The following is a 19,502-nucleotide window of genomic DNA, read 5'->3' on the forward strand; positions in this document are numbered from 1 at the left end:
ATGGAATTCGAAGAAATTTACAGGGTTTACTGGGACAGGATTTTCAGGCTTTGTATGGGTTTTGTAAACGATTATGACGCAGCACAGGATTTGGCTCAGGAAACGTTTATTATCGTCTGGCAGAAGTTGGAGACCTTTAGAAATGAATCGGCTATTGGAACCTGGATTTTCAGGATTGCTTCCAATAATTGTTTACGGCAGATTGAAAAACAAAAACGTTTCCCAAAATCAGAATTGCCAGTTCATCTTTCAGAAGAAAAACAAAATTCAACAGAACCTCAGATTCAGTTTTTGTATAAATGTATCGCAGAACTTCCGGAAACGGACCGTATTATTGTTTCATTAGAATTAGAAGATGTCAAACAAGCAGAAATAGCTAGAATAGTCGGGCTTTCTGAAACTAATGTGAGAGTGAAAATTCACCGAATCAAAGAAAAACTGACTCAAAAATTTAAACAAAATGGATAATATAAATTTCAACGATTTATGGAAAAAACAAACCGTAAGTCAACCCAATATAGAAGATTTGAAAAATAGATTGAAGGAGTTTAAAAAAGCGGCTTTAAAAACCATGTGGAAAGTTAATATCCTGCTTTCACTAACATCTGTTTTTATTGTTTTTATCTGGATTTATTTTCAGCCGCAATTTATTTCGACAAAAATCGGAATTGTATTAACGATACTGGCAATGGTAATGTATGTGATCTTGTACAATAGATTATCAGAACATTACAGAAATATAGACACCGATCAAAGCAATCAGGAATATCTTCAAAAATTGATTTTAATTAAAAGGAAACAGCAATTTATGCAGACCAAAGGAATTACCTGGTATTTTTTGCTGTTAATTGCAGGAATCTGTTTGTATATGTATGAATATGCGTCGAGAATGAATATTGAATTCGCAATTTTGACTTATGCCATCACACTATTATGGATTGGCTTTAACTGGTTTTATCTGCGTCCGAAACAAATTAAAAAACAACAGCAGAAAATAAACAGTCTAATTGAAAAGTTTGAAGAAGTTGACCGTCAACTCAGATTATAAAAAAAGCTTCGTTATCAAGCGTGCTACACTCGCAAGGCCATAAAGATCCAAATGAAAATACAGGAAAGGGCGCAACATCGAGCATGAGGTAGACAGCAAGCCCTGACGACAATGAAAACGGAACAGCATATGGCGCAGTAGGCGCAGCAAGCAATTGAAGTGCAGCTATAAAAGCTGATATTTTAAGTCATTATTTCTAAAATAAATAATCAGCAGCGACGATTTAAAAAAATCCCACAGCATAGCTCCCGTACAAATACGAATCGAGATCATTTACTGAGCAGATGATATATGCAATGTCAGAAGGGAAGACTGCAAAGGAACGTTGACCAGGCAGATCATTGTGCCCGGGCCGTTGCGCGGGAGCTTTCAATATTTCCGTTGGCTGGATAGCGCCGCGGGAGTTGGAAAATAGTAGAAATGAAGTACAAAAGCTGGATGTGACGGTTTTCTTCAATATAGCAACGCCACTAAATACCTGTCGCCCAATTCAGAAATAAAGGCCACCTACCTGTCTCATCTGATCCCGATACTCCGGGCCTGTCAAAGAAATAAAAGGAAGTAATCGTACCTAACCAGCAAAATTCAAAGCAGTTCTGTGAGCATTTCTTTGAGCTCCTGAAAAGTATTGGGCTTGGAAATGTAACGCACCTCGGTATTGTTTTTCTCAAACCATCTCACCATTACTTCTTCGGGCGGCGTTGACATCACAATTACCTCGATATTCTTTAATTTCTCGGCATTGCGCATCCGCTTTAAAAACTCAAGCCCGTTTACCACAGGCATATTATAATCCAGAAATATGAGATCAGGCAGATCTTCCGCGGCGGTTAAGTGCTCATACGCTCTGGACGGATCGAGCTCTGTACGGCATATTACATCTTTCTGTGCAGCTTTGGCTGCTTGGAGGAATAACTGCGTATCGTCCTTATCGTCATCAATAAGCAGTATATTTTTATAAGGCATGTTTGGCTCGTTGTTTTTTAATTCAGGGATATATTTAAGGTCAAAGTTACTACTTTTCCACCGGAAGTGCCAAAGTAATCCTGCTTAATTACTTGTAAACAGGGGTCTATTTAAATTACTACTCCATACCTTTTATGGCTGACATCCTATCTGCTTTCTCCTTGGGACCATCAGTTGCTATCCGGTGAAATCTTTGCCGGAAAGGGATGTGCAAGGCAGCACTGGGCAGGTTTGCATCACCAAAGCCATTTAATTGCTTTACAATGATTAAGTGCTACTTTAAACGCGAGGCGATAATAGAATAAACTAAAAACATACAGACATTCATAAAGACAATTGAAAACGGATGTTACAAAAAAAACACCGCCAGTACTTTTTAGTGGCAGTAGGATTATTTATGGAAAAATGTAGCTTAAAATTTCTATATTAGCCAGACGCATTTTCAGAGTAAATCATTTAAAAAAGCAGCAACTTGCTTAGTGTTTAACGCTGCCACGGTTAACATTATGGATTTAGGAATTTTCACGAACTTTTGGGACGGAAGACCCCATCATCTGCCCTTTCTGAGTTTAACAGCACTACCTTGTGATGAAACGCAAAACTGCAATTTACAATGGAGTATTTCAAAACTGGAAGCTATACTGCAATCCAACCCGGATCCAACCATAGCAGAGGGTATCAGACTGTTATTACAACAGGACAACTGGAGGATGCACCTGGTAGGAGCAGTCTCCATGCTATTGATCAAAAAAGCAACGAGAGAAGATTTAATAGGGTTATTTTGGGAACGACTCTCGAAAGGTTCATGGGTTTCTCCACAATTACTGGTAGTACTTTCCATATCGGACAAGTCCTTTAACAGCAAAGGACAAATAATATTAGAGCAGGGCTTTAAGATCCATTATGCAACGCGCTCACCTATGGACCATCCCGGGTCAAGAGCAGGCATACCCACAACGATATCAGAGAATAAAATTATGGCTGTGATAAATTATTTACTGTATGATGTCATTGAAGATAATGATGATAATAATCATGCGGGATCGTTAGCAAAAAACTGGGAAGAAAGGTTATACGATTTAATGGATGCCAACATACTTAAGCATGGAAATTTTTAAATGCCGCCCTTATATAAATTGGCACTAAATCAAGGCAATCATCTAAATAGAAGACCTACTTTTTTTACGATGAAACAAAAGAGCTGCCCCCGGGCAGCTCTTTTTAATCATAAAAGCGCGAGAACATCCAGTCACCGGTTTTTTGGATTATTAGCATTATGATCCCCTTGCAGCCACAAAATACGCTATACTGCCAAAAAGTGGAAATCCCAAAATCAGTATACACCACAGGAGCTTCTTATCTGAAGAAAGTGAAGACCTCCCTAAAGCGTAAAGGGTATAAAGCATAAAACAAATAAGGGACAGTACAAAAAGCTGCCAGTAAAAGCTTGAATCCATATGGCTTAATTTTAAGCAAAATCAACTCCCTAATGCGCAGATAAAAGTACCCACATTATTATTGTTTTTATACGGGGTAAAGTATCCATAAATATCACATTTTCTGGTATATACCGTCCCTACGCCCTCGAGGAAAATATTGTAATGCAGCAGGCCGTAAATTTTTACATAATTAGGAGCTGCACCCCTTTTGTAGGTTGCTTCAATCATTTCATAGGATACCCCCAGGGTATAGCCTAACAGTCCGGCCTGCGCTGATTTAATACCCTGATCACTAGTGGTTTCCATATACAGCCTGTAATACCAAAATGCAAAGTAAATATCAAACAGCGCCCCCCTGACCGGAATCTGCTGTTCAAAACGGGTGATTTCCGGATTATTGTAATAATCCCAATAATCCCAGCTGCCGGCACTTCCCTCACCACTGGCCAATGGATTAAGGGCGGGAATATCTACACCCCCTTTTTTAGCATTTGAGTTAAGCTCAGGGGTAGCATATTGCGGGTCAGGGAATAAGTTTTCCAATTCATCCACTGAATTTAACACAATTTTATTGCTGCTGTCCCTAAGTGTATCGGTAAATTGGACGTCCTTAGGATCAAGCCCCAGGGCGTTGAACTTTTCAAGAATTTTTTTTTGCTTTGCTTCCTGCTGGGATGCCGGTAAAGGTGCGGCCTGTGCTTGCTGGTTTTCATCCATGGTACAGGAATTTCCTGCTAATACTACTGCTATTAATAAACAGGTTCGAAAAAACAATCTCATAATAAGGATTTAAAGTTACAATTTTTTTAAATCGGCTTTTCTTTTTTGTAGTCTAAAGTTTATAAATCAAAAAAAAAACCGGCGCGAAGGTATTTAAAAAAAAACTTACCTTATACCCGTAAAAATACCTGTTTTTTTTAAATGGAATGGTATCCCCACGCTGTTGCTTTGCAGCAGAAGCGGCCCGGGAACAAAGTCCATCTTTTAATAAACAGTCTGGCTTCTTCAGTATATCGGTTATACGAGTGGTGAGGTTGTTGCGGAAAGCTACGAACACCTGCTGTATGTACGGTGTACCGGATTCAAAATTCAGCTATCTCCTGAAGTTTTAAAACAGAGGTTCCCTGAGGTAATGTCCAGGGCGCCTTGGCCAGTTTCATGGCCAGGATTTCGGTGGGAAGAGCCTTATAGCGGTTCAAAAGACCCAACCTGTTGAAAAAGCCAAGGAATTTCAGCACTACTTTCTCAGCGGTTCTATCAGTTCCCTGACGTAAAAGCGGCCCTGGCCGAAAAATGATATATTGTCCGAAACCCAGCTCCGCAATTGTGGTTTCCAGTTCCCCTTTCATCCTGGAATAGAACACCCTGCTTTTGACCGAAGCGTCCGATGAGGAAACCAAAACTACCGAACTGACCCTGTTCAGCCGGGCAATTTTAGCAAAGCCGGCAGGAATCCCATAATCTACCTCCCATTGTTTTTGCCGGGAGCCGGCATCTTTAAGTGTAGTGCCCAGACAGGAAAAAACAACATCCCCCTTAATATATTCCCGATAGGGATTCAGATTGGAAAAGTCAATCACATGTTCGGTCAGTTTAGGATGTAACCTCCCGGTGGGGCGCCGTACAAAAATAGTTACCGCGGTGTAATGGTCGTCCTGTATGAGTTGGTCTAACAGGAATCTACCCGTGGCTCCTGTCGCCCCTATCAATAATGCTTTCATAGATCCCTGATTAAAGTTAACAGTATAAGTGCGGTGAGGAATCGCAAATAGATACCTAGCCTAAGATACGAAAAAAAAGCTTTGAATACGATGTGAAGTAATCCTTTCCATTATATTTCAAAGCGCAGCGTTCACACCGAACTCAATGAAAAACTTGCCCGTCTGGGGGCAGAAAAAAAAAGGTAAAAAGAAAAAAGAAGTGTAAACGGCTTTTCTATTTTGGCATAAAGAACAGCAAAATCCCCCACGCAACCAGACCCACAGGCTGTTATTGCTCTTGTCCCCTATTGGTTTTAGCTTTAATTTCGTGGTATGAATCACGAAGAAATAAAACGTCATTTCGAGAACTATCTCCCCCTGGGGAAGTGGATTGGACCCCTTGGGCCAAAATCAGCGACACCCCGATTTTTCTGAAGAGCTGGTATATCGGCATCCAGAACTTTAACGGCCCTCTGGACCGCTGTCCGGCCTGGTGGCACCTGAGGGATTTCCATATCCTAATCAAAAAAGACAGCATCGTACGCTTCAACTGAAAATAACGTTGAGCAAATTCCCGGACGAGCGTCAGCTGACACAGAAGTTGTGGTTTAAAACGCACTATGGGAGCTAAATTTGAAAACTCACCAGAGCAGGAATTTTGTTTTATTTCTTACAAAAGTACTCCAGTCTATTGCCATTACGTTTGTCAGCAGGCTTTTAAGCTCGGGATATGTACTGGGCTTCACAGCATAAAAATCGGCCCCCAGTTCAAAGCAGCGCTGTATATTGGAAGGGTTACTGCTGGTCGAGAGCATGATTACTTTTATGTCAGTGAACCGCTCGTTCCCACTGCGAATTTCTTCCAGGCATTCAAAACCGTTTTTTACGGGCATGTTGATGTCCAGGAAAATGATTTCCGGTAGCCTCTGTTGTGCCTGATGAAGTAATTTCATGAGCTGGCTTCCGTCCGCAGACGTGTATACCCGTACAGGAATACCCAGGTCCTCCACAGCATCAACAAACACCATCCTGTCGTCTTCATCATCATCTGCCAGATAAATAACTGTATGTGTATTCGGTCGTGTTGACATGGCTTTAAAATTAGGCAGTTACAGAAGACAAAAATCTAAAAATTCACAAATGCCCCTAGAATCTTGGCCTGGCAATTGTAACCGATAAACAATCGAATTATATCCGTGAACGGGTTTAATACTCCTCAAATATAGGCCTTTTTCCTCCATTAAATGACATATTGCGCGATGGAATATAGATTGGCAAAATAAAAACACCAATTACTGCATCATCCTCAATATACACTCTCCAGTATAACATTGTCCTATAGTACTCCTTAATGACGATGCGTAATTTCGAATAACAGGATTTTAACTATAAATACGTCCTTCACAGGGCCTGCAATTGGCAATTAATTTTGTTATCATTTGTAACACCTTAATTACAAAATATTGTCGCCATCTGTGTTAATTTTGATCTTCTAAGATAACAGCTAATGAAGTGCAGTACAATCTATCAGAATTACGACTTTTTGTCTCTTTTAAAACAGAACTATTAAGGGGTTGATGGATTCTTGGATTAGAAAAAAGTGTAGACCGTTGCGGTCAATTCATGACATACTATCGAAATTTTAACATGTCGCCAAAAAAGGGAAAATCTACGTCTAACACAACGCCCGCTATCCGCAGTAGCCTGAAACGGATATCGCGAACATAAAACAAAGAGCGGATGACGAATTCGACCGGGGCCATCAGGGAAAGTAAATTAAGTCCAACTAAATGTGAAAAAAATGATGCTATTTGATGACACTGAACTTTTCTCATCCGGCTGCGCAGGCAGAAGAATATTTGACGCTCCGTATGCCGATCTGCTGCTGATCGATAATTTTTTCCCTAAGGAAGAATCCGATCACTATTATAATTTTTTACTACACACTACCCAATGGCGCCAATACGAGATGCCCATGTATGATAAGGTAGTCACTGCTCCGAGAATGATTGCCTGGTACGGGGACACCAATAGTCCTGAGCGCAAGTCCAATCCCGAATGGCCCCGAGAGCTGCTGCTTATTCGGGAGCGTGTAGAGCTCGCAACCCGCATCAGCTTTAATGCTGTGCTGCTGAACCTTTACCGGAACGGCGGAGACGGGGTGGGATGGCACAGTGATTGGACTTACTCGAGCAATAAAAACATGAATATTGCTTCGGTTACCTTTGGTGAAACGCGTATGTTCCGCCTGCGCCATAAAGTGCTCAAAGGTATCCCACCAATTGAATCCCGCTGCATCACGGCACCTTTCTGCTGATGGCCGGAAACACCAATACCTGGTGGGAGCATCAGGTACCCAAAACGGCAAGACCCGTATTGCCCAGGATCAACCTTACTTTTAGACAGACCAGGGATATCTGATGCCATCAGGCAGATGCTATTCTATTGGTTCTCAAGACCGTCCCATTGGAATAAATTCCCTAAATTTGTGCATCACAGCGCTCTGTCCCTATCGCTGTTTTTAAGGGGTCTGCCTTATAGTCTGCCTTTAATTATTTTAATATTATTCTGTTATGACCGATCCGATTTTAGAGAACCTTAATCCCAAACAGCTTCAGGCAGTTAAAACCACTGAGGGTTATGTGCGTGTTATTGCCGGTGCCGGTTCGGGGAAAACAAAGGCGCTGACCTCCCGTTTTGCCTATATCGTGGACAGGCTCGGCATCAACTCTTCCAATATCCTGTGCGTGACCTTTACCAACAAGGCGGCCCAGGAAATGAAAAAACGCGTCAAGGCGCTTATCGGCGATCTTTATGATGTGAGTTTCATCACCACCTATCACGGTTTTTGCGTTCGCTTTTTGCGGGAGGAAATAAACAAGATCCACTACCCGAAAAACTTTATCATACTGGATGCCGACGACCAGAAAACCATCCTTAGGGAGGTGTTCACCGAACTGGATATCAATTCCAAAAACCTGACTTTCAAACAGGTTCTCCGCTTTATCTCCAAACAGAAAAGCACCTCGGATTACCTGGGATACATGATTGAGAACAAAACCTTTATTGCTGATGAAAAAGACTCGCTTTCCAGTCAGGTCTACCAGAAATACCTCGACAAACAAAAACGCAACTATGCCCTGGATTTTGATGACCTGATCCACTTTACGGCATTCATTTTAGACAGCAATCCCGACGTGCTTTCCAAATGGCAGCAAATGCTGCATTACATACAAGTAGATGAGGCGCAGGACAGCTCCGACAGCCAGTTCCACCTCGTGGAGATGCTCTCGCGCGTACACCAGAACCTTTTTCTGGTAGGCGACCCGGATCAGACTATCTACGAGTGGCGGGGGGCTAAACCTGAATATCTCGTCGACTTCGACCAGATGTTCCCCGATACCCAGACCATCATCATGAACCAAATTACCGCTCCACGCCCAACATCCTGAAAGTCGGCAACCATATTATCAAAAACAACAAGATCAGGGTAGACAAGGATATGGTAACCGAGAATCCCGAAGGGGTTGAAGTGGTGCATTTCCACGGCAAAAATGATTTCGAGGAAACGCTTTGGGTGGCAACAGAGATCAAGGAAATAGTAAAGACCGAAAATGCGTCCTATTCCGATATCACGATACTCTACCGCTCGAACCATCTCTCCCGTAATATTGAGCAGGCACTCATCAAGGACAATATCCCGTATATCATTTTTGGCGGGGTACGCTTTTTTGAACGCAAAGAAATCAAGGATGTACTCTCTTTTTTAAGGCTGATTGTCCAGGGGGACAACTTCTCATTCCTTCGCCTGTTCAACCATCCTACAAGGGGACTGGGCAAAAAGTTCATCGAAAGGCTGAGCCTTCTGGCCGGGGAACAGAACCTCTCGCTGCTTGAGGCATTGGAACGAAATGTACAAGATAAGGAACTCCATAAAAAAGGTGCGCTAGATTTTCTCAGCTTGGTCGCCGAACTAAAAAAAGATGCCGATACGGATTCCATATCAGATCTTGTAAAGATTATACTGGACAAAAGCGGGCTTTCCGAGCTCTATCGCAAGGACGGTGATGAGGACAGGCTCGAGAACATCAAGGAACTGGTAAGCTCTATGCTGCTGCTGGAAAAAGAAAACAACGGTCCGGTGAATATTGTCGAATACCTGCAGGAGGTTGCCCTTTACACCGATCTGGATAAGGATACCGAAAATCAGGACAAGGTGCGCCTAATGACCATTCACATCTCCAAGGGACTGGAATTCCCATACGTATTTTTGTGCGGGTTTACCGAAGGGGTGCTTCCAAGTGCGCTTTCGATCAAAGAAAGAAGAAAACGTGCCATCGAGGAAGAAAGACGGTTGATGTATGTAGCGGTGACAAGGGCCGAAAAAAGGTTCTACATGACCGATTCCGAAGGCTTTAATTTCACAACGGGACTCAACAAATACCCGTCCCGGTTCCTTTTTGAAATCAAAGAGGAATTCTATGTGCGTAAAGGAAAACTCTCTGCTGGGATCCTGCAGAACGCCCAAACTAGCGCTGCTGCAAAAACTTTAGAAGATACTGCCTTTTCCGTCGGGGATCTGGTCCTGCACCCGGTATGGAACACAGGGCAGATACAGCATGTGGACAGGGAAAAAAACCAGTATAGTGTCCACTTTTTTGAGATGGGAAAAGAAAAACCGATTGATTTTGCTTTTCGTTTTCTCACTGCCGCATCCGATGGACATCAGGGTTCCTCCCCTGCTGAACTTTTAAGCTTTCAGGAAAGCCTGAAAACCGCTCCGGATCCTTTTCAGGATGAGGAGCAATCCAGCGCTGAAGCTGATGCTGTTTTCAAAAACGAAGACCGTACTGACAGGTTTGATAACGACACTGAAAAAGAAGATCCGGAAAAAAAGTGGTACAAGCCGTGGAAGTAAACACCCACTGTTACCATGAACTTATTTACCGGGGGATCATTATCATTTTTCAGAATCCGGCTGCTTCTCCATACCGTCTATAATTTTGCCCACTTCGGTCTCGGTTGCCTTTAGCCTGCCCTGGCAGAACGCAATAAGCTCAGAGGCCCTTTTTACCTTAACGGCAAGTTCATCTACTGAAATGGTTTCATTTTCTATTTCCCCGGAAATTGCTGTAAGATCATTCCAGGCCTTCTCATAGGTCAGTGTCTCTTCCATCATAGGTTTCTTTGCTTGTAACGGTGGTTTTAAGTAGGGTATCGTAAAGGATTACTTCTATATGGTCTCCTTCTTTTATCTGCTCTGTACTGCTGGTAATTTTCGCCTGGACCCTCACCACGGCATATCCTTTTTTAAGGATGTTCCGAGGGGACATCATCCGGATGCTTTTCTGCATATGCTCCAGATTCAGCTTCCCGGTTTTCAGGTACCCGGCTGTAAAAAGCTTGAGGTTTGCTGCCATAAATACTATCTCATTCCTGCGGCGCTTCATAAGGTCTGCGAGAGGTTCGCGGTCCTCTGCCCGGTTAAGGCGAGCTGCCGATTGTTCTCATGCAGGATGTCTTTCACATTTCCGGCGAGTTTTTGCCTGGTACCATACAGCTGTTCTTTGTGCCGGGTCAGCAATTCAAATGAACTACGGGAAATATTTTTCTTGAGCACTTCGAGCTCCTTGTATTGGTTTAAGAACAGCTTCTGGGACTTAATTACGATATGCTGCTGAAGCGAAAGCAGTCCCAGTTCAAATTTTCGGTTGTGGGCAATAATAAATTCAGCGGCCTTGGTCGGGGTTTTGGTATGGGTGTGCGCCATTAAATCCGTGATACTTACATTTTTCTGGTGTCCGATCCCCGTGATAATAGGAATGGGAAACTTGGCTGTTGCTCTTCCGATGCTGTAATTGTCAAAAATCAGAAAGTCCGACTGTGCCCCTCCGCCCCTTGTAATGACCAAGGCATCGTACGGGATACCACTGTTATAGACCTCTATGAGTTTATTTAAAAAAAGTTTTGCATTGTTGTCTCCCTGCACTATCGTATAATAAGCATCAATCTGGAAGCTATAACCAAAATCATTGTGCTGCAGGGTATGACGGAAATCCTCATTACCCGCCGAATTGCTCGCTGATATAACGGCAACCCTCTGGATCACCACCGGGAGTTTCAGACGGCTGTTCAGTGTCGAATATCCCTCAGGGGTCTTACTTATATAATCATTTTCGGCTTCCAGTCTTTTAAGGGTGGCATTTCGCTGTTGTTCCAAAACACCCAGCGTGAAATTTACGTCTATATCCAGCACATTTACAGAGAGCCCGTACAGCGGATGGTAATCCACACTGACCTTCACCAGTACATGAAGGTTGTTGCTAAAACGCTGTCCGGTCTTCTTTTCAAAATCAGACAGGTGAACCGAGCCCTCACCCCATGCCTTGCCATAATTTTCGCGGTTATGGCACTGTTCTTTTTCCCTTTCTCCACCAGCTCAAAATAATGGATCTTTTTATCGGCCCTAAAGCTGTGACTGGTCACATCGGCCACTACCTAATAGGTGACACCTTTAAAGCGGTCCTGCACCGCCTGATGGATTTTGTGGTTAAGCGCGGAGAGAGTGATAATGTTTTCAGGTACCATAGCCTTTTGAAAATAGTTTCCTTTCTTTGTATTTCGTTTAAGCAGCTAAGATAGCAATAATCATCCACAAACATCTAATTGTCCCCATCGTTCGATCTATAATTTAACATCTTTTTTATTGGGGTACTACTGCTTTTTATTATTTTTACGTTTCATGTAACGCTATAACATCTTGGCGCAAAAACACGAGAGGAGAAGAGGCTCTCAACAGGTCTAAACTGCGTAAGCACACTAATATAAATATTTCAGCAAGAAGAACACATCAACATCATGCCGAAGACAATACATCTTAGGGTCAAAAAAGAAATGGACAGCCACGGCATGCAAAAAGTGCTCAAATTTAAGGGCGCTCTTATCAAAGGCTGTTACACGGAAATAATCCATATAGCGGATAAGGATGAAATTTTCCACCTGAATTTCTTCACTGTTTCTGCGGAGGATAAAAAACCCGCCGAAGAATTTATACGGCGTTATATCCAGGAAAATAACATCGGAGACCTCGTCTTCCTGATCAACGATAGTATAAAACCTGTCGTTCAACCCAAATAAGATCCGACCGGCCCCATCGCACAATTTTTCACCCTAACATAACTCTCGTCCATCCTGCAACTAAGGCCACCAGCACGTTGCTTTTATATATTTGCATCTCCAGTAACCACGCTGGCGCATATCCCTGCAGATGGTAGTATGATCAACAGAATTCCTCGCACTTTCCTGAGATCTTTTACAGATCCTGAACTTATGAAAAATTATACGGGCCAATGGATCACGAAAAGCACACGTCAAAAGAGCTTGACAAACTTATATTGAGAGGCTATTATTATTATTATTATTATTATTATTATTAACCTAAACATTACAAAATAAATAAACACTTCACAGAAATTAAAAAACAAGTTTTACCGAGGTTCCTTTAGAAATTGCACTGCTAATAAGCAGTCTACAGTTAATTTTTTCCGCAAGATTTAAAACAAGCTGCAAGCCCACCCCTATTCCTTTTTCGTTTGCCGTACCCCGTGTTGTTTTGTAATTGTTATCCATGATTCCATCGACCATATCCCCCGTCATTCCAATGCCATTATCTGACACCACTAATTCGCGGGCCGTGGCATTGATTGAGATCAACCCCCCTTGATGTGAGAACTTTATAGCGTTTGAGATCAGATTCCTGACAATAACAGTAAGGATTTCCGTGTCACATTTGATATCAACGAGCTTCTTCACATTGCAGGTTATTTTGATATTCTTTTTTTCATAAATGCATTTATAAACTTTAAGCACTCCCTCTAATAATACTTCAAAATCGATTAAAGTTACATTGAGCTGAATAGTATTAAAATTATGTCTTGCCCAGGCAAAAGTGGTATCCAGTAGTTTTAAGACCTCTGTGGATTCTTCTTTTATAAGCTGCATTAGTTCGGTAAATTCCTGTGGGGAAATTTCTGAGTTTTCGCCCAGAGTTGATATTGAAATCAGGTTTGCAATTGGACTTTTTAGATCATGCCCCAAAATTGAAAGCATTCTTTCATTATTACCATTATTTTTCTTTAATTTCTGTTGGAGCCTTACCTCGCTGTTAATATTGACAAAGACCGTAATATGTATATCATTTATAATGGAATCTTTTATCTGATACCATTTTTTCTTCCCGGACTTGAGAGTCAACTGTGCTTTGATTTTTACGTTTTTTTTTCTTTTTTTCCTGAAAGTAGTGTCTTTGGATTTCCAAAGATTTAAGACCTCACTGCGATAATTTTCGTCGGGATACAATAACTCGTTAAGCTTTACTGCATTGCCAGCCTCCTTTAAATTATAACCTATTTTATCTATAAAATTCTGGTTGAAGTATAAATAGTAATTTACAGTACCTATCCGTTCTGAAAGAATAATTGGGTAGGGTAAAAAATCAGCCAGTCTCTGTAAATGTGAACCGGCTGTTTCGAAATTCTCCTGCGCGCATACCATATTTGAATCCATTTTCTTTAGTAACTTCCGCCTATGAAATTAATCTCTTTTTGTTTAAACCTGAAAGCACGATGCTGAACAGTAAATTAAATGCTTTAATATGTACATATATCGTTATTTGAATGCTGTTGATGAAAGCCCTCATATAAATAGATATTCCGCAAAAAAGATTCTGTCATTGGAAGATAGCCACCAGCAGTTGGGTTTACATGCTAATGCATTGCCATACGCTAAAGAAACTAATCTTATCTATGACCGGGCCATTACAGCGGTAAATTTAAACTTACGGCAGAACTTCTGCAGATTATAACCTGCTACCTTATCATTCCGCCATACCCTTAAGACACTAATGGTATGAGAAAGGCCTGTACTTGAAGTACAGGCCTGGTATCTTGTTGTAGGCTGGGATAATAGTTAAATTACTGCTGTTTCTGATCTTCTTCATTAGCATCAAAATTAATCGTATTATACGCTGCTTGAGTTAACAATGTATCGGCTTCTTTTTCTTCTGCTAAAGTTTTCTCCAGTAGCAATACAGTGTCATCTTCGCCCAGCGTAGTTGCAAATGCAGCCAGCGTGCCGTATGTAGCAATTTCATAATGCTCTATCTTTTGTGAAGCGGCGATAATTCCGGCATCCCGTACAGGCCCTACTTCGGTTTGCTCCATGATACTTTCCCCTTCTTTGATAAGTCCTTCCATTGCATCACATTTCTTGGCTACAGCTTTCTCCCCGATTAATGAAAAAATTTTTTCCAGTCTTTTCACCTGCTCTTGTGTAATCGCAAGATGGTCGTTTATTGCTGTGATAAGATTTTCCGATGTTGCATTTTTAGCCATTTTAGGCAGTGCTTTGGTCAGTGCTTTCTCAGCCCAGTATATATCTTTTAATGAATCCACAAATAATTCCCTTAGGCCTTCGGCGGCTGATGCTTTCGCTTTTGCAGTGCCACTGGACTTTCCTGCTGCGGCCTTACTGTCCATTTTTGAAGAGACATTTTTCGCCTTACCTGCTGTAGTATTTTTTGCCGTCGTTGCCATACATTTTTTTTCAAAAGATTTATTCAAATATACAAAGGCATTTTAAAGCCCGTATTACATAATACCATCAATTGTATTACAATATTCAAACCTCCAGATGTAATGTTTATAATGCCTTCTTATAATGAACTATACATTAAATGAACATAAAATCAAGGGCTTCGGCTCCATCCTTAAACATGCAGAAGTTGTTGGTGAAGCCGCTTTTGTTAAGCGCGCGTTTAGTAAGCATAGCGTCATCTATAGTGTCCTCTGCAAATAAAATTTCGATATCGCCGTAATTCATTATCTTTAAAATTTAACGGTTTATTTTAGGAAGTGTAAAGTATAAGCTTGCACCGTCATTTAACTTTGACTTTGTCCATACCTTTCCATGATGCCATGTTATTATTTTTTGTACAATTGAAGACCAATACCGGTGCCGTCAAATTCATCTTGGGAGTGCAGCCTTTGGAAAACCCCCAAGATTTTGTCATAATACGTCATGTCAAAGCATGCCCCATTGTCCTACACACAGTAAACTACCCGGTCTTTTTTAAGATTTGATGTAATATTAACAATAGTCTGAGGTTTATATTTGGAATATTTCACTGCATTTGAAATTAAATTGAGCCAGACCTCTCTAATTAAGGAGTGGTCGCTTAGGGTCAGATCTAGCCGTCCACTTCAAATACTGGAATAGTATGTCCTTTTTCAACTTCCATTTCACTGATCAACCCCTCAACTAACGAAACCATGTTGATACTTTCAATGGACCCCCCTTGCGTCCCAACTTACTAAAAGCCAGAAGGTCATCAATAAGAAGTCTCATTTTTTTGAATTTTGAATGACAACCTGCAGCATTTTCTTTCCCTTCTGACCAATTAATCAGCATGATCCTCAAAGAAAGTTTGCATATATCCATTAATGACACGTATAAGAGCCCTTAAGTCGTGTGAAACCATATAAGAAAACGACTCTAATTCTTCCTGCGCTTTTTTTGAGTTCCTTATTAGCAAGCAGCAGCTCACTTGCTTTTTTCTCCTGATAGGCAAGTTCTAAATTAGTAACTACCAGTTGTGCAGCACCCTTTGATTCTCCACCTTTCTTTTTTGCTTCAGGATGTTTTCACGGGCTAGTTTTTTATGGGCAATAATCAATGCAGCTGCCCGTTTTTGTTCTTCCTTACTTAATAGGGTAAGTTGGTAATCTTGTACAAGCTGATATTGAAATAGAAAAACTTACTAAGCACTGTAATAAGGACGAAATACCACAGTGTATTTTTATAGATGTCAATTATTGATTTAAATGTGAGCACAATACTGCATTTCACACGCTGAGGAATATAAAATAAAAACATAAGCAGATTGACCAAAAAAGAGAAATAAAAAAGAGCTGCGTTGCAGCTCTAATCGCTTTTATACAGTCAGAAGGCGTGTAAACGTATAAATAATTATACAGCGGGCTTTATCCAAATTAATGTTCAAAAGTACTAATTTAATTCCTTATAACTATTATTAAGCTCTATTTATTATCAAAAAAAATCTACAAGACATCATTAATAACATTAGTGTTACACGAAGTGAATTTAAGCAGGCAAAATATTCAAATATCTTATAATGTCAAGGAAGTAAATCAGAGCTGCTTTTGTTCTTTTTTATGTGAAGATGATCCCTTCTCCTTTCAATTATAAGTAAAGCTACCCTTTACATCCTCTTTTTCAGTCAGGCACGGCTTAAATTGCTGCATTAATGCAATGTCCCTAATATTTTGGTTTTCGTAAAAAATACCTCGTAAAAATCGCTGATTGCTAATTATTTAAACTACCTTTAAAGAATGAATGATATTTATACCACAATCAATAAAGTAAACGCACTGGCAGACCGGATTGATTCGCGCTGTGATGACCTGCGTAAAATCATTGATTTTATCAGAACTTATACCGATAATATTGATGATTATTTGATAGCCACCTCAAAGTTTACCAGAAAAATAAGTACAGAGAAAACGCTTGGGACAAATCTGGAATAGAGAACAAATACTATAGCAGAGACTTCCCAACTAGGGGTGAGGTAAATTTTGATTACAGCAACTGATTTGATAAGGTTCCTACTCCTAGAAAATGTTTTAGCAGTTAATAATAAATTCAGAACCATAATTCTTGTATATTCCTATTTCTTCTTTTACTTATCAAATAGATGAAAATGGTGTAAAAAATATCGAAAATTATATAAAATAAATGACATTAGATGGTCTTAAATTCGTATCAAGCGAGAAAGCCTAGGCTTTGTAACTGTTCAATAATTCCAGGAGCTCAGCACAATATCTCGTAACTAACATCTAAAAACGTTCGCATTGATTAATTCTGTAATGGGACTTACCGCAGTTGCATTTATATCAATTCTTATCCTGTCAATCTTACCTTGGGCTGTCCACCCATTAGTAGTCGCTAAAAGCTGCTTATTATGTACCGCTCCAATTCAGACCTTACAAACACTAATAACCATGCAGGAGTTCCAAAAAAAAATTATTTTTTTGTGGTTCCACTATATTATTACTCAATGGCGAGGAATTCCACCGAAATTCCAAATCCATAGCACCGATATGATCAGTTTGCGATTTTTTCATCACCCAATGTTCTTTTATGTCTTCCCGAAGGTAAAGCCTGACATTGCTTTAGATCTTGCGACCGTATGAAGCTTAAAAAATTTAAAATCAATTTGTCCATAATATAATTTAAACCCTATGAATATCGAAAACCAGCTGGAACTTTACTTACTAGTTATGAATGCGCCAGTCGGTATCTGTGTTCTGGATGCTCAATCCCTTAAAGCCGAGATCGTAAATGACAGCTATGTAGCGGCAACCGGAAAGCCGCGCGAAGCAATCCTGGGTCATTTCCATTGGGATACCTTTTCGGAAGTACGCCATCTTTATGAAAATACACTGGCTGATGTGGTCACTTCAGGACATCCCTATTCCGTGAGCGAAGCGAAAGTCAGCCTGTTCAAACAGGGCAAGGAAGAAACTATTTACTTAAGTTTTGTTTATGCGCCGCTTAAAGACTCGACCGGAATAGTAAAAAAGGTGGCAGTTTGGGTTATGGATCATACCCAGCAAGTCACCCAAAGGCAGAGGGTGGAAGAAAGCGAAAAGTTTGCGCGTACCGTCTTCTATAATTCTCCCGTAGCAAAACTGGTTTACACCGGACCTTCAATGGTTTTACGGGAGGCCAATGAGAAAATGCTCGAAATATTTGGCAGAGGGGATTCCATTATCGGCATGCCAATCATGGAAGCGGTACCGGAGATGAAAGAAACCCATTTATTCCAGGCATATCATCAGGTATTAAGCACCGGGGAAACTCACAGCGAAACGGCTGTCCGTATTATGTTTGTCAGAAATGGATCACCATATTATGGTTATTATGACTACACATATAAACCTTTACCTGATGCGGAAGGAAAAATCCACGGGGTCATATGTACTGCTATAGATGTAACCGAGCAGGTTATGGCGCGCAACAAGCTACAGGAGGCCGAACAAAGCATGCGTGGCGCAGTGGATCTTGCCCAGCTGGGAACCTGGAGTATTGATGTGGCATCCAATGGACTAACATATTCCGATCGCCTGATAGAATGGTTTGGCTATGATCCTGCTGCCAAGGACTATAATGAAGTCATACCCATCCTGCTGGAAGAAGATCAGGAAAGGGTAGCCAAAGCAGTAGCTTGGGCACTAAACCCTGAGTCGGGCGGGTTGTATGATGAAACTTACACCGTGATCCATCCCAATACCGGAAAAAAAAGAATCCTGCATGCACAAGGCAAAACCGTTTTTGATCCTGAAGGCAACCCCATACGAATGAACGGGACCGCACAAGACGTTACTATCCAGACCGAACTTCAGATCGAACTGGAAAATTTGGTTCAGGAGCGTACCGAAGAGCTTGGCGCCGTAATAGAAGAATTGCGGGCTACTAATGAAGAACTGGAACAGACCAATGTACAATTGCTGCAATTGAATGAGGAACTCGAGCAGTTTGCCTACATTGCCTCCCATGACCTGCAGGAACCACTACGCAAGATCAGCACGTTTACAGGACTGTTACAGGGCAGGATTGAAAGCCATCTTGATGCAAAATCACTGAGCTATATCGATAAAATAAAAGATGCAGCCTCTCGTATGGGTAAACTCATCCGGGATGTTCTCGCCTATTCCGCCCTGCCCAAAGATGAGCAAGTTTTTGTTGAAGTGAACCTGGAAGAAATTGCTCGACAAACCCTCGAAGACTATGAGGTGGTAATAGAGCGCACCGGAGCCCAAATAACCAGGAACGCACTACCGGTTATCACAGGTATTCCCCTTCAGATGTCCCAGTTGTTTTTTAACCTGATCGGTAATGCCCTAAAATTTATACAGCCCGGGACCAAACCTACCATTCATATTCACTGCAGTGTTGCCGCACCTGAGGAGATTCATTTACTTACATTAAATAAAGCGCTGTCCTACTATAAAATTCAATTCACCGATAACGGCATTGGAATGAGGCCAGAAGATACTCATAAAATTTTCAACATCTTCCAAAAACTGCATGGAAGCACTGAATTTGCCGGTACGGGTATCGGGCTTGCAATGTGCAAAAAAATTGTACAGAATCATAATGGCGATATCAATGCTGATGAAAGTACTGCAAATGGCGCGGTGTTTAATGTGTATCTGCCAAAATCTTAAGAATACGTTGGATTAATAATCCACTTATAAATCTGCCTGCTCC

Annotated in this window: 20 protein-coding genes; 10 read left to right on the forward strand and 10 right to left on the reverse strand. The window is 41.1% G+C overall.

The features are described from left to right. Together ABEB31_RS00155 and ABEB31_RS00160 are read left to right on the forward strand one after the other, a co-directional pair. Nucleotides 1–468, forward strand: coding sequence for an RNA polymerase sigma factor (locus tag ABEB31_RS00155; protein WP_347049177.1), 468 nt, complete (start codon nucleotides 1–3; stop codon nucleotides 466–468). After that, a complete protein-coding gene (locus ABEB31_RS00160) occupies nucleotides 461–1,048 on the forward strand; it encodes a hypothetical protein (protein WP_347049178.1) in 588 nt (195 codons plus the stop codon). The genes ABEB31_RS00155 and ABEB31_RS00160 overlap by 8 nt, the downstream gene beginning before the upstream one ends. Nucleotides 1,049–1,633: 585 nt before the next feature. Here ABEB31_RS00160 and ABEB31_RS00165 read toward each other — a convergent pair. Next, the gene (locus ABEB31_RS00165) at nucleotides 1,634–2,014 is read right to left on the reverse strand and encodes a response regulator (RefSeq protein WP_347049180.1); all 381 of its coding nucleotides are present in this window, start codon (nucleotides 2,012–2,014) and stop codon (nucleotides 1,634–1,636) included. Between the two features lie 506 nt (nucleotides 2,015–2,520). Here ABEB31_RS00165 and ABEB31_RS00170 point away from each other — a divergent pair. Further along, the gene (locus ABEB31_RS00170) at nucleotides 2,521–3,132 is read left to right on the forward strand and encodes a hypothetical protein (RefSeq protein WP_347049182.1); all 612 of its coding nucleotides are present in this window, start codon (nucleotides 2,521–2,523) and stop codon (nucleotides 3,130–3,132) included. A 156-nt stretch (nucleotides 3,133–3,288) separates the two neighbouring features. On the opposite strand, the gene ABEB31_RS00175 is transcribed toward ABEB31_RS00170, so the two are convergent. The 3 genes from ABEB31_RS00175 to ABEB31_RS00185 form a co-directional block, all read right to left on the reverse strand. Further along, nucleotides 3,289–3,471: a PLDc N-terminal domain-containing protein gene (locus tag ABEB31_RS00175; RefSeq protein ID WP_347049184.1), complete on the reverse strand. Its 183-nt coding sequence runs from the start codon at nucleotides 3,469–3,471 to the stop codon at nucleotides 3,289–3,291. 21 nt (nucleotides 3,472–3,492) lie between these two features. Continuing rightward, a complete protein-coding gene (locus tag ABEB31_RS00180; protein WP_347049185.1) occupies nucleotides 3,493–4,170 on the reverse strand; it encodes a hypothetical protein in 678 nt (225 codons plus the stop codon). 365 nt (nucleotides 4,171–4,535) lie between these two features. Beyond that, entirely contained in the window at nucleotides 4,536–5,174 is a 639-nt protein-coding gene (locus tag ABEB31_RS00185) for an NAD(P)H-binding protein (protein ID WP_347049186.1), read from the reverse strand. Between the two features lie 365 nt (nucleotides 5,175–5,539). Here ABEB31_RS00185 and ABEB31_RS21650 point away from each other — a divergent pair, with 365 nt between their 5' ends. Next, a complete protein-coding gene (locus ABEB31_RS21650) occupies nucleotides 5,540–5,707 on the forward strand; it encodes a DUF6965 family protein (RefSeq protein ID WP_430408217.1) in 168 nt (55 codons plus the stop codon). Nucleotides 5,708–5,794: 87 nt separating this feature from the next. Here ABEB31_RS21650 and ABEB31_RS00190 read toward each other — a convergent pair whose 3' ends face one another. Then, entirely contained in the window at nucleotides 5,795–6,244 is a 450-nt protein-coding gene (locus ABEB31_RS00190) for a response regulator (RefSeq protein ID WP_347049188.1), read from the reverse strand. Between the two features lie 710 nt (nucleotides 6,245–6,954). Here ABEB31_RS00190 and ABEB31_RS00195 point away from each other — a divergent pair. The 3 genes from ABEB31_RS00195 (at nucleotide 6,955) to ABEB31_RS00205 (ending at nucleotide 10,071) form a co-directional block, all read left to right on the forward strand. Next, complete coding sequence (locus ABEB31_RS00195) at nucleotides 6,955–7,470, forward strand: alpha-ketoglutarate-dependent dioxygenase AlkB family protein (RefSeq protein WP_347049190.1); 516 nt, start codon at nucleotides 6,955–6,957, stop codon at nucleotides 7,468–7,470. Between the two features lie 256 nt (nucleotides 7,471–7,726). Beyond that, complete coding sequence (locus ABEB31_RS00200) at nucleotides 7,727–8,605, forward strand: ATP-dependent helicase (RefSeq protein ID WP_347049192.1); 879 nt, start codon at nucleotides 7,727–7,729, stop codon at nucleotides 8,603–8,605. Between the two features lie 17 nt (nucleotides 8,606–8,622). After that, nucleotides 8,623–10,071 (forward strand): ATP-dependent helicase, encoded by a 1,449-nt coding sequence (locus tag ABEB31_RS00205; RefSeq protein WP_347050027.1) that lies wholly within the window; start codon nucleotides 8,623–8,625, stop codon nucleotides 10,069–10,071. A 42-nt stretch (nucleotides 10,072–10,113) separates the two neighbouring features. On the opposite strand, the gene xseB is transcribed toward ABEB31_RS00205, so the two are convergent. From xseB to ABEB31_RS00220, 3 genes are read right to left on the reverse strand one after another with little or no spacing between them, the layout of a single operon-like run. Further along, nucleotides 10,114–10,332 (reverse strand): exodeoxyribonuclease VII small subunit, encoded by a 219-nt coding sequence (gene xseB / locus ABEB31_RS00210; protein WP_347049193.1) that lies wholly within the window; start codon nucleotides 10,330–10,332, stop codon nucleotides 10,114–10,116. After that, the gene (locus ABEB31_RS00215; protein WP_430408218.1) at nucleotides 10,307–10,573 is read right to left on the reverse strand and encodes an exodeoxyribonuclease VII large subunit; all 267 of its coding nucleotides are present in this window, start codon (nucleotides 10,571–10,573) and stop codon (nucleotides 10,307–10,309) included. Before ABEB31_RS00215 ends, xseB begins: the two co-directional genes overlap by 26 nt. A 26-nt stretch (nucleotides 10,574–10,599) precedes the next feature. Continuing rightward, nucleotides 10,600–11,457, reverse strand: a complete 858-nt coding sequence (locus ABEB31_RS00220) for an exodeoxyribonuclease VII large subunit (RefSeq protein ID WP_347049197.1) — start codon at nucleotides 11,455–11,457, stop codon at nucleotides 10,600–10,602. Between the two features lie 554 nt (nucleotides 11,458–12,011). On the opposite strand from ABEB31_RS00220, the gene ABEB31_RS00225 reads away from it, so the two are divergent. Then, on the forward strand, nucleotides 12,012–12,290 hold the full coding sequence (locus tag ABEB31_RS00225; RefSeq protein WP_347049199.1) for a hypothetical protein: 279 nt from the start codon (nucleotides 12,012–12,014) through the stop codon (nucleotides 12,288–12,290). A gap of 336 nt (nucleotides 12,291–12,626) precedes the next feature. On the opposite strand, the gene ABEB31_RS00230 is transcribed toward ABEB31_RS00225, so the two are convergent. Beyond that, complete coding sequence (locus tag ABEB31_RS00230) at nucleotides 12,627–13,718, reverse strand: sensor histidine kinase (protein ID WP_347049201.1); 1,092 nt, start codon at nucleotides 13,716–13,718, stop codon at nucleotides 12,627–12,629. 407 nt (nucleotides 13,719–14,125) lie between these two features. Beyond that, the gene (locus tag ABEB31_RS00235; RefSeq protein ID WP_347050028.1) at nucleotides 14,126–14,689 is read right to left on the reverse strand and encodes a YciE/YciF ferroxidase family protein; all 564 of its coding nucleotides are present in this window, start codon (nucleotides 14,687–14,689) and stop codon (nucleotides 14,126–14,128) included. Nucleotides 14,690–16,561: 1,872 nt separating this feature from the next. Here ABEB31_RS00235 and ABEB31_RS00240 point away from each other — a divergent pair. Both ABEB31_RS00240 and ABEB31_RS00245 read left to right on the forward strand, forming a co-directional pair. After that, the gene (locus ABEB31_RS00240; protein ID WP_347049203.1) at nucleotides 16,562–16,756 is read left to right on the forward strand and encodes a hypothetical protein; all 195 of its coding nucleotides are present in this window, start codon (nucleotides 16,562–16,564) and stop codon (nucleotides 16,754–16,756) included. 714 nt (nucleotides 16,757–17,470) lie between these two features. Next, on the forward strand, nucleotides 17,471–19,459 hold the full coding sequence (locus ABEB31_RS00245) for an ATP-binding protein (protein WP_347049205.1): 1,989 nt from the start codon (nucleotides 17,471–17,473) through the stop codon (nucleotides 19,457–19,459). The last annotated feature ends 43 nt before the right edge of the window (nucleotides 19,460–19,502 follow it).

Origin of the sequence: Flavobacterium olei, from assembly GCF_039749035.1 — a bacterium.
In the GTDB taxonomy this organism is placed as follows: domain Bacteria; phylum Bacteroidota; class Bacteroidia; order Flavobacteriales; family Flavobacteriaceae; genus Flavobacterium; species Flavobacterium olei.

What these genes read in the sequence shown, in the direction of transcription:
- xseB (WP_347049193.1), bottom strand. Translation starts at nt 10,332, where the DNA reads ATGATGGAAGAGACACTGACCTATGAGAAGGCCTGGAATGATCTTACA.
- ABEB31_RS00165 (WP_347049180.1), bottom strand. Translation starts at nt 2,014, where the DNA reads ATGCCTTATAAAAATATACTGCTTATTGATGACGATAAGGACGATACG.
- ABEB31_RS00195 (WP_347049190.1), top strand. Translation starts at nt 6,955, where the DNA reads ATGATGCTATTTGATGACACTGAACTTTTCTCATCCGGCTGCGCAGGC.
- ABEB31_RS00170 (WP_347049182.1), top strand. Translation starts at nt 2,521, where the DNA reads ATGGATTTAGGAATTTTCACGAACTTTTGGGACGGAAGACCCCATCAT.
- ABEB31_RS00230 (WP_347049201.1), bottom strand. Translation starts at nt 13,718, where the DNA reads ATGGATTCAAATATGGTATGCGCGCAGGAGAATTTCGAAACAGCCGGT.
- ABEB31_RS00225 (WP_347049199.1), top strand. Translation starts at nt 12,012, where the DNA reads ATGCCGAAGACAATACATCTTAGGGTCAAAAAAGAAATGGACAGCCAC.
- ABEB31_RS00215 (WP_430408218.1), bottom strand. Translation starts at nt 10,573, where the DNA reads ATGGCAGCAAACCTCAAGCTTTTTACAGCCGGGTACCTGAAAACCGGG.
- ABEB31_RS00175 (WP_347049184.1), bottom strand. Translation starts at nt 3,471, where the DNA reads ATGGATTCAAGCTTTTACTGGCAGCTTTTTGTACTGTCCCTTATTTGT.
- ABEB31_RS00185 (WP_347049186.1), bottom strand. Translation starts at nt 5,174, where the DNA reads ATGAAAGCATTATTGATAGGGGCGACAGGAGCCACGGGTAGATTCCTG.
- ABEB31_RS00155 (WP_347049177.1), top strand. Translation starts at nt 1, where the DNA reads ATGGAATTCGAAGAAATTTACAGGGTTTACTGGGACAGGATTTTCAGG.
- ABEB31_RS00235 (WP_347050028.1), bottom strand. Translation starts at nt 14,689, where the DNA reads ATGGACAGTAAGGCCGCAGCAGGAAAGTCCAGTGGCACTGCAAAAGCG.
- ABEB31_RS00190 (WP_347049188.1), bottom strand. Translation starts at nt 6,244, where the DNA reads ATGTCAACACGACCGAATACACATACAGTTATTTATCTGGCAGATGAT.
- ABEB31_RS00160 (WP_347049178.1), top strand. Translation starts at nt 461, where the DNA reads ATGGATAATATAAATTTCAACGATTTATGGAAAAAACAAACCGTAAGT.
- ABEB31_RS00200 (WP_347049192.1), top strand. Translation starts at nt 7,727, where the DNA reads ATGACCGATCCGATTTTAGAGAACCTTAATCCCAAACAGCTTCAGGCA.
- ABEB31_RS00180 (WP_347049185.1), bottom strand. Translation starts at nt 4,170, where the DNA reads ATGGATGAAAACCAGCAAGCACAGGCCGCACCTTTACCGGCATCCCAG.
- ABEB31_RS00240 (WP_347049203.1), top strand. Translation starts at nt 16,562, where the DNA reads ATGAATGATATTTATACCACAATCAATAAAGTAAACGCACTGGCAGAC.
- ABEB31_RS00245 (WP_347049205.1), top strand. Translation starts at nt 17,471, where the DNA reads ATGAATATCGAAAACCAGCTGGAACTTTACTTACTAGTTATGAATGCG.